This window comes from Burkholderia sp. 28_3 (assembly GCF_003253915.1).
GTDB lineage: Bacteria > Pseudomonadota > Gammaproteobacteria > Burkholderiales > Burkholderiaceae > Burkholderia > Burkholderia cenocepacia.
In genome coordinates this window covers 90,462-103,815 of sequence record NZ_QKZF01000013.1, presented here as the reverse complement: position 1 = coordinate 103,815, position 13,354 = coordinate 90,462, and the positions used below count along the sequence as shown (strand labels likewise).

Genomic DNA, 13,354 nt, shown 5'->3' with positions numbered 1-13,354 from the left:
ATAAACCTCTAATCCATTCAGATGCTTAGACGCTTCTGGCTGTTCTTCGCGCAGGCGGTAACCGTACTGCTCGCGCTGATGTTCATCGTCGTGACGCTCAAGCCGCAATGGCTGCAACGGCAAGGACAGCTCGGCAAGCAGCTTGCCACGCCGATCGTCGCGCTGCGGGAAGTCGCGCCGGGCATCGGCGGCGCACCGGCGACCACGTCGTATGCCGAAGCCGCGCAGAAGGCGATGCCGGCCGTCGTCAACGTGTTCTCCAGCAAGGACGGCTCGCTGCCGCCCGACCCGCGCGCGAAGGATCCGCTGTTCCGTTACTTCTTCGGCGACCGCAACGCCCGCAAGCAGCAGGACGAGCCGGCCGCCAACCTCGGCTCGGGCGTTATCGTGAGCCCGGAAGGTTACATTCTAACGAACCAGCACGTCGTGGACGGCGCCGACCAGATCGAAGTCGCGCTCGCCGACGGCCGCACGGCCACCGCGAAGGTGATCGGCAGCGATCCCGAAACCGATCTCGCCGTGCTCAAGATCAACATGACGAACCTGCCGACGATCACGCTCGGCCGCTCCGACCAGTCGCGCGTCGGCGACGTCGTGCTTGCGATCGGCAACCCGTTCGGCGTCGGCCAGACGGTCACGATGGGGATCATCAGCGCGCTCGGCCGCAACCACCTCGGCATCAACACGTTCGAGAACTTCATCCAGACCGACGCGCCGATCAACCCCGGCAACTCCGGCGGCGCGCTGGTCGACGTGAACGGCAACCTGCTCGGCATCAACACGGCGATCTACTCGCGCTCCGGCGGCTCGCTCGGCATCGGTTTCGCGATTCCGGTTTCGACCGCGCGCACGGTGCTCGAAAGCATCATCACGACGGGCTCGGTCACGCGCGGCTGGATCGGCGTCGAGCCGCAGGACGTCACGCCGGAGATCGCCGAGTCGTTCGGGCTCCAGCAGAAATCGGGCGCGATCGTCGCGGGCGTGCTGCAGGGCGGCCCGGCCGACAAGGCCGGCATCAAGCCGGGCGACATCCTGGTGAGCGTCAACGGCGAGGACATCACCGACACCACGAAGCTGCTGAACGTCGTCGCGCAGATCAAGCCGGGCACGCCGACCAAGGTGCACGTCGTACGCAAGGGCAAGCAGTTCGACGTGAACGTCGTGATCGGCAAGCGCCCGCCGCCGCCGAAGCAGACGCTCGACGAGCAGGACAGCGATAGCGAATGAGGCTGGGCAGGCGGCGCGCCGCCTGCCGGTTGCGACGCGTCGTGATGCGCCGCGGAAATGGAAAAGGGCAGCCGGCTGGCTGCCCTTTTGCTTTGCTTCAAAACGATGTCGGGTGCCGCGAAAGCGGCGTGGGCACGCGCTGGCCGGAGCCAACCGCAGCAGGTACCGGCCCCCCCAGCTTGACCGGAAAGCCGCCCGGCGCCGCGCCGTCAACCCGCGGCTTCGCCGTTCCCCGCCTCGCCCTCTTCGGCCGGCTTCTTCGGCACGAAGAACCGTGCGGCCAGCAGCCCGATCTCGAACAGCACGACGAGCGGCAGCGCCAGCATCAGTTGCGAAAACACGTCCGGCGGCGTGACGACCGCCGCGACCACGAATGCGCCGACGATCACGTACGGCCGCATCTCCTTCAGCTTCTTCAGGGACAGCACGCCCATCCGGACGAGCAGCACGACGACGATCGGCACCTCGAACGTGACCCCGAACGCGATGAACATCCCGAGCACGAAGCTCAGGTAGTTGTCGATGTCGGTCGTCATCTCGGCCCCGAGCGGCGCGTTGTAGTGCGCCATCACGCGGAAGATCGTCGGGAACACGAGGAAGTACGCGAACGCCATCCCGCACAGGAACAGGAAGTAGCTGCTGCCGACGAGCGGCGCGACGAGCTTCTTCTCGTGCTGGTACAGCCCCGGCGCGACGAACGCCCAGATCTGGTACAGCACGATCGGCAGCGCGATCACGAGCGCGACGAGCATCGTGACCTTCATCGGCACGAAGAACGAGCCGGTGACGTCGGTGACGATCATCTTGCCGTCTTTCGGCAGGTTGTCCATCAGCGGCCGCGCGAGCAGCTTGAAGATGTCCGGCGCCCAGTAGACGAGCCCGAGGAACACGACGATCACGGCCAACCCCGCGCGAATGATGCGATCGCGAAGCTCGACGAGATGGGAAATGAAGGTTTCTTCCGGGGCGTCGCCCGGGTTCTGCTGGGGGTCGCTCACACCGGCCCTCGGTAGGATTGACGAGCGAGCATGCGCTCGACTCAGAAGAAGCGCGTCGGCCGGCGCAGGCTGGCCGGCTGATGACGCGCGACACGCGCGGCGCCCGACTGCACGTGCGTGCGACGGGTCGTCGCGCGCTTGTACCAGACGGGCGTCGCCGCCTGCTTGATGCGCCAGTTGCGGCGCTTCGGCGCAAGCGCGGCCGAACTGCCGCGCCACGACGGCGCCGCGGGCGTATCGGAACCAGCGGAACCGACGGACCCGGCGTCGCCGGCAGCCCCGTCAAGACCGCCGACCGCGGAATGCCACGTGTCGTTCAGTGCCTTCTCGTGCTCGCGCAAGTTGTCGTGAATCGTCGTCTCGACATTGCGCGCGGCCGATTCGAAATCGGTCTTCATCGTCCGCAGCGCGTCGAGTTCGATTTCGCGCGAGACCTCGGCCTTCACGTCGTTGATGTACCGCTGCGCGCGGCCGAACAGCGCGCCTGCCGTGCGCGCGACGCGCGGCAGGCGCTCGGGGCCGAGCACCACGAGCGCGACGACGCCGATCAGCGCCATCTTCGAAAGACCGAGATCCAGCATCGCGAATGCCTGTCAGCGTGCCGGCGTTACGCCTTGTTCGAATCGGAACGCGTCGTTTCCTTCGCGTTGACGTCGACCGCACCCGAACGCGGCAGTTGCTGCGCATCCGCCGGCGTTTCGCCTTCCTTCATGCCGTCCTTGAAACCCTTCACGGCGCTGCCGAGGTCGTTGCCGATGTTGCGCAGCTTCTTCGTACCGAAAACCAGCGCGACGATCAGCAGCACGATCAGCCAGTGCCAAATGCTCAATCCACCCATGATGAAACCTCTCCTCAACCACGCCGCGTCGCGGCGCAAATCGCCGGCGGCACGCCGGCTTCGACTATCGATGCGGGGAAACGCCCCGCTGCGTCAACCCATTCGCTGCCACGGGCGCGGGCCGGCCAGGATATGCGCGTGCAGGTGGTAGACCTCCTGCCCGCCGCCCGGGCCCGTGTTGATCACCGTACGGAAACCGGTTTCGCCGCCCGTATACGCGACGCCGAGCTGGTCGGCCAGACGCGCGACGAGCAGCATCAGCCGGCCGAGCATCGGCGCATCGGCGTCGCTCGCCGCCGACAGCGTCGGCAGGTGCTGGCGCGGAATCACGAGCACGTGCGTGTCGGCCGCCGGGCGGATGTCGCGGAACGCGACGAATTCGTCGTCCTCGTGCACCTTCGTGCTCGGGATCTCGCCTGCCGCGATCTTGCAGAACAGGCAATTCGGATCGTGACTCATGTTGCTCCTGCAGACGCCCGCGCGCGGCCGGTCAGAACCATGCCTGCGGATCGAGCGCCTTGTTGTCGTTCAGGTACAGCCAACCCTTGATGATACGGTACAGCGTCCAAATCCATGTGACAAACATGATCACGAATCCCACCCCCACGAACAACAGCGCGATGCCGATCACGTATGCGATCAGCGCGCGCCAGAACGTGCGGATCTGCCACTCGAAGTGATCGGCGTACGGCGTGCCGGCCACGTCGCCGCGCTTCACGTAGTTGATGATGATCGCGACGATGCCCGTGACGCCACCCGTCAGCCAGTGAATCGCATAGAGGCCGTACAGCACGTGGGTCAGCGTGCGCAGCCCGTTCAGGCGTTCGGCATCCGCGGCTCCCGGCACCGCCGGCGTCGGAAACTGGTTCGACGTATCGTTCATGATGCTACCCCCGTTAGATGACAATTCTTACAGCTTACCGCACTGTTGCCACCGCGGCGGGGCATGCCCGTCACCCGCCGTTTTCCTCGCGCTCGCGACGCTTGCGCAGCGCCTTTTCCTCGATGCCCGACAAGCCTTCGCGACGCTCGAGTTCGGCGATCACGTCAGCCGGGCTCAGGTCGAAATGCGACAGCATCACGAGGCAGTGGAACCACAGGTCGGCCACCTCGCCGACGAGCGCGGTCGGCGCGCCGCCCTGCCGCACGTCCTTCGCGGCCAGCACGACTTCCGTCGCCTCTTCGCCGATCTTCTTCAGCACCGCGTCGTCGCCCTTGTGGAACAGGCGCGACACGTACGATTGGTCGGGGTCGCCGCCCTTGCGGCTATCGATCACGGCCGCGAGGCGCAGCAGCGTGTCTTCGGTCGATTGCGTCATTTGTAGATGTGTTCGGGGTCTTTCAGCACCGGTTCGACCGCGACCCAGTCGCCGCTGTCCACGTTGCCTTCGAATTTCTGGAAGAAGCACGAATGCCGGCCGGTGTGGCATGCGATGCCCGACACCTGCTCGACCTTCAGCAGCACGACGTCTTCGTCGCAGTCGAGCCGCACTTCGTGCACGTGCTGCACGTGGCCCGATTCCTCGCCCTTGAACCACAGGCGCTTGCGCGAACGCGAATAGTAGACCGCGCGCTGCGTCTCGACCGTCTTCGCGAGCGCCTCGCGATTCATCCACGCGAACATCAGCACGTCGTTGGTCGACGCTTCCTGCGCGATCACCGGCACGAGGCCGTTGTCGTCCCAGCGGACCTTGTCGAGCCACGCGGGCAGGGATTTCGTTTCCGTATTCATCACAGCCTCACCGCGATGCCCTGGTCGGACATGAAGCGCTTCGCCTCGCCGACCGTGTGCTCGCCGTAGTGGAAGATGCTCGCGGCCAGCACCGCGTCGGCGCGGCCGTCCTTGATGCCGTCGGCCAGGTGCTGCAGCGAACCGACGCCGCCCGACGCGATCACCGGCACCGGCACCGCATCCGACACGCCGCGCGTGAGCGCGAGATCGAAGCCCGACTTCGTGCCGTCGCGGTCCATGCTCGTGAGCAGGATCTCGCCGGCGCCGAGTTCGGCCATCTTGCGCGCCCATTCGATCGCGTCGAGGCCCGTGTTCTTGCGGCCGCCGTGCGTGAACACTTCCCAGCGCGGCGCCTCGCCGTCGGCCGACACGCGCTTCGCATCGATCGCGACGACGATGCATTGCGAGCCGTACTTGTCGGCCGCGTCGCGCACGAGCTGCGGGTTCGCGACCGCCGACGAATTCATGCTGACCTTGTCCGCGCCCGCGTTCAGCAGGCGCCGCACGTCCTCGACGGCGCGCACGCCACCGCCGACGGTCAGCGGAATGAACACCTGCGACGCAACGGCTTCGATGATCGGCAGGATCAGGTCGCGCTGGTCGGACGTCGCGGTGATGTCGAGGAAGGTCAGTTCGTCGGCACCCTGGTCGTCGTAGCGGCGGGCGATTTCGACGGGGTCGCCGGCGTCGCGCAGCTCGACGAAATTGACGCCCTTGACGACACGCCCGGCGGTCACGTCCAGGCAGGGGATGATGCGTTTAGCTAGAGCCATGATGTTGCGCCAAATGCCGCGCTGGGACGGCCGGTTGCGGAAGCCTCGCGCGAGGCTTCCGGTCGGGGCCGCCTGCGGGCAGCCCCGGCGAACGGGACAACCGCGGTTACGCGTTGTCGAGTTCGCCGTTCAGTTCGTCCGCGCGCTTTTGCGCGGCCGCGAAATCGAGATCGCCGGAGTAGATCGCACGGCCGCAGATCACGCCTTCGACGCCGTGCTCTTCCACTTCGCACAGGCTCTCGATGTCCGTGAGGTTCGACAGGCCACCGCTGGCGATCACCGGGATGCCGACCGCCTGCGCGAGCTTCACCGTCGCGTCGATGTTGATGCCCTGCAGCATCCCGTCGCGGCCGATGTCCGTGTAGACGATCGATTCGACGCCGTAATCCTCGAACTTCTTCGCGAGATCGATCACCTCGTGACCGGTCAGCTTGCTCCAGCCGTCGGTCGCGACCTTGCCGTCCTTCGCGTCCAGCCCGACGATGATGCTGCCGGAGAACGCGGTGCACGCGTCCTGCAGGAAGCCCGGGTTCTTCACGGCCGCCGTGCCGATGATCACGTAGGACAGGCCGGCGTCGAGATACTTCTCGATCGTCTCGAGGCTGCGGATGCCGCCGCCGAGCTGGACGGGAATTTCGTCGCCGACTTCGTCGAGGATCGCTTCGATCGCCTCGAGATTCTTCGGCTTGCCGGCGAATGCGCCGTTCAGGTCGACGAGATGGAGCCGCCGGGCGCCGAGATCGACCCACTTGCGGGCCATCGCCGCCGGGTCCTCGGAAAAAATCGTGGCCTGGTCCATATCGCCCTGTTTGAGGCGCACACACTGACCGTCTTTGAGGTCGATGGCCGGAATCAGCAACATAGCAATCGGGTGTCGTCGTGGAAAAAGAAAAGAATCCGGCGCGTACCGGCCAAACCGGTGCCGCGCCGTCTCGCTAGTTTAGTACAACTCTTTCGGCGCTTAGGCGGGCAAGCCCCGTGCGACAGGCCTTTCGGCCAGGGCGACTGTGGCTCGCGCACCACGTTTACGGTTTCCAGTGTACGAAGTTGCGATACAGACGCAACCCGACCTCCGCGCTTTTCTCCGGGTGGAATTGGGTCGCGAAGAGGTTGTCCCGCGCGACCGCGGACGTAAACGGCGCGCCGTAGGCCGTTTCGCCGACCGTGTGCGCCGGGTTGTCCGGCGTCACGTAATAGCTGTGCACGAAGTAGAAATACGCGTCGTCGGGCACGCCATCCCACAGCGGGTGCGGCTGCGCCTGGCGCACGCGGTTCCAGCCCATCTGCGGCACCTTGAAGCGCGAGCCGTCGTCCTGCACGCGGCCGTCGAGCTCGAAACGCACGACCTTGCCGGGCAGGAGGCCGAGGCCCTTCGTGTCGCCTTCCGCGCTCCAGTCGAACAGCATCTGCTCGCCGACGCATACGCCGAGCAGCGGCTTCGTGCGCGACGCCTCGATCACGGCCTCCTGCAGGCCCGATTCGCCGAGGCAGCGCATGCAGTCCGGCATCGCACCCTGGCCGGGCAGCACGACGCGGTCGGCCGCGCGAATCGCGGCCGGCGTGTCGACGATCGCCACGTCGGCGGCCGGTTCGGCCTTCTTGAGCGCCTGCGCGACCGAGCGCAGGTTGCCCATCCCATAATCCACAATCGCAATCGAAGTTTTCATCTCAGTGCAGGCAGTAGCGCCCTCAGTCCATTGACGATGAATTCCACCGCCAGCGCCGACAGCATCAGACCCATCAGCCGCGTGGCGATGTTGATGCCGGTGCGGCCGATCCAGTTCGCGATCGGCTCGGCGAGCCGCATCGCGACGAAACACAGAAAAGCCAGGACCGCGCCGATCGCGACCAGTCCGGCCCGCTCATACCAGTGATGCGCGTTCGCCGCATAGATGATCACCGTGCTGATCGAGCCGGGGCCCGTGAGCAGCGGAATCGCCAGCGGCACGACCGCGATGTTGTCCTTCAGCTCGGCTTCGTGACGCTCCTCCGGCGTCGATCGGGTGTTGCCGATCTGCGCGTTCAGCATGTTGATCGCCATCAGCAGCATGATGATCCCGCCGCCCACTTCGAGCGATCCGACCGAAATGCCGAAGAAGTTGATGATCTGCTGCCCGAGCAGCGCGGTCACCGTCATCACGCAGAACACCGACACCGATGCGATCCGGATCGTGCGCCGCCGCTCGTCGTCCGTCTGCTGCGCCGTCAGGCTCAGGAAGAACGGCACCGCGCCCACCGGATTGATCAGCGCGAGCAGCGAAATGAACGATTTGAGCAGATCCATCGCAAGCCGGCGCCGCGCGCCGAAGCCGTGAGGTTGTCCCGAGCGCAGTCCGTCCGGACGTTCAGAGGCTGCCTTTCGTCGACGGAATCTGCCCCGCCGCCCGCTCGTCGAGCTCCACCGCCGCGCGCAGCGCCCGGCCGAAGGCCTTGAACACCGTCTCGAGCTGGTGGTGCGCGTTGATCCCGCGCAGGTTGTCGATGTGCAGCGTGACGCCCGCGTGGTTCACGAAACCGCGGAAGAACTCGATCGACAGGTCGACGTCGAACGTGCCGATCCGCGCGCGCGTGAACGGCACGTGGAATTCGAGGCCCGGCCGGCCCGAGAAGTCGATCACGACGCGCGACAGCGCCTCGTCGAGCGGCACGTACGAATGGCCGTAGCGACGGATGCCCTTGCGGTCGCCGATCGCCTTCGCGACGGCCTGACCGAGCGTGATGCCGACATCCTCGACCGTGTGGTGATCGTCGATATGCGTGTCGCCATGCGCTTCGACCTCGAGATCGACCAGACCGTGTCGCGCGATCTGGTCGAGCATATGGTCGAGAAACGGCACGCCGGTGGCCAGCTTCTGCTGGCCGGTGCCGTCGAGATCGAGCTTCACACGGATCTGCGTTTCGCTGGTATTGCGAACGACTTCCGCCACACGCATGGCAATTCCTTGATTGAGTCTGATGTAAATGGGGATTGATCGTCGCGCGCCGCCGCGCCCTGGGCTCAACCGGGCAGCGCGAGTTTCAAGGCGGCCAGCAGGCGGGCGTTTTCGTCGGGAGAACCGACGGTCAGCCGCACGCATTCGGCCAGTAATGGATGCATTTTACTCACGTTTTTGACCAGCACCCGCTCGGTGAGCAGCGCATCGAACACGGCAGCCGCGTCCGGCACCCGCACCAGCAGGAAATTGCCGGCGCTCGGGAACACCGTCGCTCCGGGCAGCGCGGCCACCGCCTGCGCGAGGCGCGCGCGCTCCGCACGCAATTCGGCCGCCTGCGCGTCGAGCACGTCGAGGTGATCGAGCAGAAAATCGGCGGTCGCCTGGGTCAGCACGTTGATGTTGTACGGCGGGCGCACCTTGTCGAACTCGTTCAGCCACGCGGGCAAGCCGACGAGATAGCCGAGGCGGATGCCCGCGAGGCCGAGCTTCGACACCGTGCGCATCACGACGACGTTGTCGAACTCGGCGGCGCGCGGCAGCCACGAACGCTCGGCGAACGGCTGGTACGCCTCGTCGATCACGATCAGGCTGTGGCGCGCGGCCGCGACGATCCGTTCGACGTCGGCATCGTCGTACAGCGTGCCGGTCGGGTTGTTCGGGTACGCGAGATAGACGATCGCCGGCCGGTGCTCGGCGATCGCCGCGAGCATCGCGTCGACGTCGAGCGTCAGGTCGGCCCGCAGCGGCACGCCGACGAATTCGAGCTGCGCGAACTTCGCCGACAGTTCGTACATCACGAAGCCCGGCACCGGTGCGAGCACCTTCGCGCCCGGCTGCGCGCACGCGACCGAGATCATGCTGATGATTTCGTCGGAACCGTTGCCGAGCAGCACGTCGCAGCCGGCCGGCACACGCATCGCGTGGCGCAGCTTGTCGAGCAGCGCGGCCGGGCGCGGCGCCGGGTAGCGGTTCAGCGCGACCTGCGCGAGCCGCTCGCCGAGCGCCGCGGCGAGCGGCGCCGGCAGCGGATACGGGTTCTCCATCGCGTCGAGCTTCACGAACCCGCTCGCGTCCGGCACCGGATAGCTGGTCATCGCGAGCACGTCGCGGCGGATGATGTCTTGTGGCGTCGTCATGGTCTCAAGCCGGCGTGCGTCGCGCCGGCGTCAAAGGGTCGGCAGGGCGGCGGCTGCCGCCCTGCACTCGTCTCCTGCCCCGCTCCAAAAATGCGCGGTCAGCCCTTCATCCGGAACTCGGCGCTCCTTGCGTGCGCCTGCAGTCCTTCGCCGTAAGCGAGCTCGGACGCGATCTCGCCGAGCGTCTGCGCGCCTTCCGCGCTGACCTCGATCAGGCTCGAGCGCTTGATGAAGTCGTACACGCCGAGCGGCGACGAGAAGCGCGCGGTGCGCGATGTCGGCAGCACGTGGTTCGGGCCCGCGCAGTAGTCGCCGAGGCTCTCGCTCGTGTAGCGGCCGAGGAAGATCGCGCCCGCGTGGCGGATCTGCTGGCCCCATTGCTGCGGCTCCAGCGCCGAAATTTCGAGGTGTTCCGGCGCGATGTCGTTGGCGATCCGGCACGCCTCGGCCATGTCGCGCACCTTGATCAGCGCGCCGCGGCCCTCGAGCGACGCGCGGATCACGTCCTGGCGCGGCATCGTCGGCAGCAGCTCGTCGATCGCCTTTTCGACGCGATCGAGGAACGCACCGTCCGGGCACAGCAGGATCGACTGCGCGAGTTCGTCGTGCTCGGCCTGCGAGAACAGGTCCATCGCGACCCAGTTCGGATCGGTCGTGCCGTCGCACAGCACGAGGATTTCCGACGGCCCGGCGATCATGTCGATGCCGACCGTGCCGAACACGCGGCGCTTCGCCGACGCGACGTACGCGTTGCCGGGGCCGCAGATCTTGTCGACGGCCGGCACCGTCTCGGTGCCGTATGCGAGCGCGCCGACCGCCTGCGCGCCGCCGATCGTGAACACGCGATCGACGCCGCCGAGCAGCGCTGCGGCCAGCACGAGGTCGTTCTTCACGCCGTCCGGCGTCGGCACGACCATCACGATCTCGCCGACCCCCGCGACGCGCGCGGGAATCGCGTTCATCAGCACCGACGACGGATACGCGGCCTTGCCGCCCGGCACGTACAGGCCGACGCGGTCGAGCGGCGTGACCTTCTGGCCGAGCACCGTGCCGTCGCTTTCCGTGTACTGCCAGCTATGCGTGCCGCACTCGATCTTCTGCTTCTCGTGGTACGCGCGCACCCGCGCCGCGGCCGCTTCCAGCGCCGCGCGCGCCTTCGGCGCGAGGCCGTCGAGCGCCGTCTGCAGCGCGTCCTGCGGCAATTCGAGCGCGGCGACGCTGTTCGCGCTCAGCCGGTCGAAGCGGTTCGTGTACTCGAGCACCGCGGCGTCGCCGCGCGACTTCACGTCGGCGAGGATCTTCGCGACCGATTGCTCGATCGCTTCGTCTTCGCTCGCCTCGAACGCGAGCACGGCGCGCAGCGCGGCGCCGAAGCCTTCGTTCGTCGAATCGAGCTTGCGGATGGTGATGGACATGGGAGTTCCGTTACGGTGATGCGCTCAACCGCCATTCTGCGACGCGCGTTCGAACGCGTCGAGGATCGGCTTGAGCGCCGCGCGCTTCAGTTTCAGCGCGGCCTGGTTCACGACGAGGCGCGACGAGATCGCCATGATCTCCTCGACCTCGACCAGATTGTTCGCCTTCAGCGTGCCGCCCGAGCTGACGAGGTCGACGATCGCGTCGGCCAGCCCGACCAGCGGCGCGAGCTCCATCGAGCCGTACAGCTTGATCAGGTCGACGTGCACGCCCTTCGCGGCAAAGTGTTCGCGCGCCGTTTCGACGTATTTGGTCGCGACCCGCAGACGCGCGCCCTGGCGCACTGCGTTCGCGTAGTCGAAGCCGGCCGGCACGGCCACCGACATCCGGCAGCGCGCAATGTTCAGATCGATCGGCTGGTACAGGCCCGAGCCGCCGTGCTCGACCAGCACGTCCTTGCCGGCCACGCCGAAATCGGCCGCGCCGTATTCGACGTAGGTCGGCACGTCGCTCGCGCGCACGATGATCACGCGCAGGTTCGGATCGGTCGTCGGCAGGATCAGCTTGCGCGACGTTTCCGGGTCCTCGGCCACCTGCACGCCGGCGGCGGCCAGCAGCGGCAGGGTTTCCTCGAAAATCCGGCCCTTCGACAGGGCGAGGGTCAGCGGCGCGGTCATGCTTGGCTCCCGGAAAGGCGGCGCACGTTCGCGCCGACGGCGGTCAGTTTGGCTTCCATGCGGTCGTAGCCGCGGTCCAGGTGATAGATGCGGTCGACGAGCGTTTCGCCGTCGGCGCGCAGCCCGGCGATCACGAGGCTCGCCGACGCACGCAGGTCGGTCGCCATCACGTTCGCGCCCGACAGCTTGTCGACGCCCGTCACGAGCGCCGTGTTGCCGTCGATCGTGATGTTCGCGCCGAGCCGGTTCAGCTCCTGCACATGCATGAAGCGGTTCTCGAAAATGGTCTCGACGACCTGCGCGGTGCCCGTCGCGACCGTATTGAGGGCCATGAACTGCGCCTGCATGTCGGTCGGGAACGCCGGGTATTCCGACGTGCGGATCGTCACCGCCGACGGGCGGCGATCCATCTTCACGCGCAGCCAGCTGTCGCCTTCCTCGATCGACACGCCGGCTTCGCGCAGCTTGTCGATCACCGCGTCGAGGATGTGCGGGCGCACGCCCGTCAGCATCACGTCGCCGCCGGCCGCCGCGACCGCGCACAGGAACGTGCCGGCCTCGATCCGGTCGGGGATCACCGAATGACGCGCGCCGTGCAGCCGCTCGACGCCCTGGATCACGAGGCGATCGGTGCCGATGCCGTCGATTTTCGCGCCCATCGCGACCAGCAAGTGTGCGAGATCGCTCACTTCCGGCTCGCGCGCGGCGTTTTCGATCACCGTCTCGCCGTCGGCGAGCGTCGCGGCCATCAGCAGGTTTTCCGTGCCCGTCACCGTGATCATGTCGGTCACGATGCGCGCGCCCTTCAGGCGCTTCGCGCGCGCCTCGATGAAGCCGTGCTCGATGCTGATCTCGGCGCCCATCGCCTGCAGGCCCTTGATGTGCTGGTCGACCGGTCGCGCGCCGATCGCGCAGCCGCCCGGCAGCGACACCTTCGCCTCGCCGAAACGCGCGAGCAGCGGCCCGAGCACGAGGATCGACGCGCGCATCGTCTTCACGAGCTCGTACGGCGCGACGAGGTTGTCGACGCGCGACGCGTCGAGCTGCACGCGGCAGCCGTCGGTCTCGCTCTTCACGCCCATCTGGTTCAGCACCTTCAGCGTCGTGCGCACGTCCTTCAGGTTCGGCACGTTGTCGAGATCGACCGGGTCGGCGGTGAGCAGACCCGCGCACAGGATCGGCAGCGCGGCGTTCTTCGCGCCCGACACGACGATCTCGCCGGACAGGCGGCGACCGCCTTCGATCGCGAGTTTGTCCATCCCCTGTCCCTGCGATTCCCCGTTGGCGGCCGGGTGTGCCGTGGCGACGCTCTGGACGGCGTCGCGCTCGTTGACGGTGACTTGCACTCAGTGATTTCCGTTTATGCGTTCTGCCATTCGGCGGGCGTCAGCGTCTTCATGCTGAGCGCGTGAATTTCCTGCTTCATGCGATCGCCGAGCGCCGCATAGACGAGCTGGTGCCGCTGGATCGGCCGCTTGCCTTCGAAGGCCGCCGACACGATCGTCGCGAAGAAATGCTGGCCGTCGCCTTCGACTTCCAGATGCGTGCAGGCGAGACCGCCGGCGATGTATTGCTTGACCTGTTCGGGAGTCGGCAACATGGTGTAAGGCTCCTGTGGCGC

18 protein-coding genes are annotated in these 13,354 nt (G+C 66.9%); 1 reads left to right on the top strand and 17 read right to left on the bottom strand.

Translation table 11 applies throughout. The features are described from left to right. The first annotated feature begins 21 nt into the window (after nt 1–21). A complete protein-coding gene (locus tag DFS13_RS24825; protein WP_006494427.1) occupies nt 22–1,227 on the top strand; it encodes a Do family serine endopeptidase in 1,206 nt (401 codons plus the stop codon). Between the two features lie 209 nt (nt 1,228–1,436). Here the strand turns inward: DFS13_RS24825 and tatC are convergent, their stop codons facing one another. From tatC to DFS13_RS24740, 17 genes are all read right to left on the bottom strand, one after another. Further along, complete coding sequence (tatC, locus tag DFS13_RS24820; protein ID WP_006485341.1) at nt 1,437–2,225, bottom strand: twin-arginine translocase subunit TatC; 789 nt, start codon at nt 2,223–2,225, stop codon at nt 1,437–1,439. A gap of 41 nt (nt 2,226–2,266) precedes the next feature. Next, a complete protein-coding gene (gene tatB / locus DFS13_RS24815; RefSeq protein ID WP_048989173.1) occupies nt 2,267–2,806 on the bottom strand; it encodes a Sec-independent protein translocase protein TatB in 540 nt (179 codons plus the stop codon). Nucleotides 2,807–2,832: 26 nt separating this feature from the next. After that, complete coding sequence (gene tatA, locus DFS13_RS24810; protein WP_006477115.1) at nt 2,833–3,063, bottom strand: Sec-independent protein translocase subunit TatA; 231 nt, start codon at nt 3,061–3,063, stop codon at nt 2,833–2,835. A gap of 93 nt (nt 3,064–3,156) precedes the next feature. Continuing rightward, the gene (locus tag DFS13_RS24805; RefSeq protein ID WP_006485352.1) at nt 3,157–3,522 is read right to left on the bottom strand and encodes a histidine triad nucleotide-binding protein; all 366 of its coding nucleotides are present in this window, start codon (nt 3,520–3,522) and stop codon (nt 3,157–3,159) included. A 31-nt stretch (nt 3,523–3,553) separates the two neighbouring features. Further along, nucleotides 3,554–3,946, bottom strand: a complete 393-nt coding sequence (locus tag DFS13_RS24800) for a membrane protein (RefSeq protein WP_048989174.1) — start codon at nt 3,944–3,946, stop codon at nt 3,554–3,556. Nucleotides 3,947–4,016: 70 nt separating this feature from the next. Further along, nucleotides 4,017–4,382: a phosphoribosyl-ATP diphosphatase gene (locus DFS13_RS24795; protein ID WP_006485344.1), complete on the bottom strand. Its 366-nt coding sequence runs from the start codon at nt 4,380–4,382 to the stop codon at nt 4,017–4,019. Next, on the bottom strand, nt 4,379–4,795 hold the full coding sequence (hisI, locus tag DFS13_RS24790) for a phosphoribosyl-AMP cyclohydrolase (protein ID WP_006494429.1): 417 nt from the start codon (nt 4,793–4,795) through the stop codon (nt 4,379–4,381). Before hisI ends, DFS13_RS24795 begins: the two co-directional genes overlap by 4 nt. Further along, on the bottom strand, nt 4,795–5,568 hold the full coding sequence (hisF, locus tag DFS13_RS24785; protein ID WP_006485327.1) for an imidazole glycerol phosphate synthase subunit HisF: 774 nt from the start codon (nt 5,566–5,568) through the stop codon (nt 4,795–4,797). Before hisF ends, hisI begins: the two co-directional genes overlap by 1 nt. Before the next feature lie 106 nt (nt 5,569–5,674). Next, complete coding sequence (hisA, locus tag DFS13_RS24780; RefSeq protein WP_006477123.1) at nt 5,675–6,430, bottom strand: 1-(5-phosphoribosyl)-5-[(5-phosphoribosylamino)methylideneamino]imidazole-4-carboxamide isomerase; 756 nt, start codon at nt 6,428–6,430, stop codon at nt 5,675–5,677. A 163-nt stretch (nt 6,431–6,593) separates the two neighbouring features. Then, entirely contained in the window at nt 6,594–7,235 is a 642-nt protein-coding gene (hisH, locus tag DFS13_RS24775) for an imidazole glycerol phosphate synthase subunit HisH (RefSeq protein ID WP_012492306.1), read from the bottom strand. Beyond that, nucleotides 7,232–7,852: a YchE family NAAT transporter gene (locus DFS13_RS24770; protein ID WP_006485349.1), complete on the bottom strand. Its 621-nt coding sequence runs from the start codon at nt 7,850–7,852 to the stop codon at nt 7,232–7,234. The genes hisH and DFS13_RS24770 overlap by 4 nt, the downstream gene beginning before the upstream one ends. 61 nt (nt 7,853–7,913) lie before the next feature. Further along, entirely contained in the window at nt 7,914–8,501 is a 588-nt protein-coding gene (hisB, locus tag DFS13_RS24765; protein ID WP_006477126.1) for an imidazoleglycerol-phosphate dehydratase HisB, read from the bottom strand. Nucleotides 8,502–8,566: 65 nt separating this feature from the next. Then, a complete protein-coding gene (gene hisC / locus DFS13_RS24760) occupies nt 8,567–9,640 on the bottom strand; it encodes a histidinol-phosphate transaminase (protein ID WP_048992134.1) in 1,074 nt (357 codons plus the stop codon). A gap of 98 nt (nt 9,641–9,738) precedes the next feature. Next, nucleotides 9,739–11,055 (bottom strand): histidinol dehydrogenase, encoded by a 1,317-nt coding sequence (hisD, locus tag DFS13_RS24755; RefSeq protein ID WP_006494431.1) that lies wholly within the window; start codon nt 11,053–11,055, stop codon nt 9,739–9,741. A 24-nt stretch (nt 11,056–11,079) separates the two neighbouring features. After that, nucleotides 11,080–11,733, bottom strand: a complete 654-nt coding sequence (gene hisG, locus DFS13_RS24750) for an ATP phosphoribosyltransferase (RefSeq protein ID WP_006477129.1) — start codon at nt 11,731–11,733, stop codon at nt 11,080–11,082. Next, nucleotides 11,730–13,079, bottom strand: a complete 1,350-nt coding sequence (gene murA / locus DFS13_RS24745; RefSeq protein ID WP_048986840.1) for a UDP-N-acetylglucosamine 1-carboxyvinyltransferase — start codon at nt 13,077–13,079, stop codon at nt 11,730–11,732. Before murA ends, hisG begins: the two co-directional genes overlap by 4 nt. A 14-nt stretch (nt 13,080–13,093) precedes the next feature. After that, nucleotides 13,094–13,333 carry a BolA family protein gene (locus DFS13_RS24740; protein WP_006477131.1) on the bottom strand — a complete coding sequence of 80 codons (240 nt, stop codon included), beginning with the start codon at nt 13,331–13,333 and terminating at the stop codon, nt 13,094–13,096. Nucleotides 13,334–13,354: the final 21 nt, after the last annotated feature.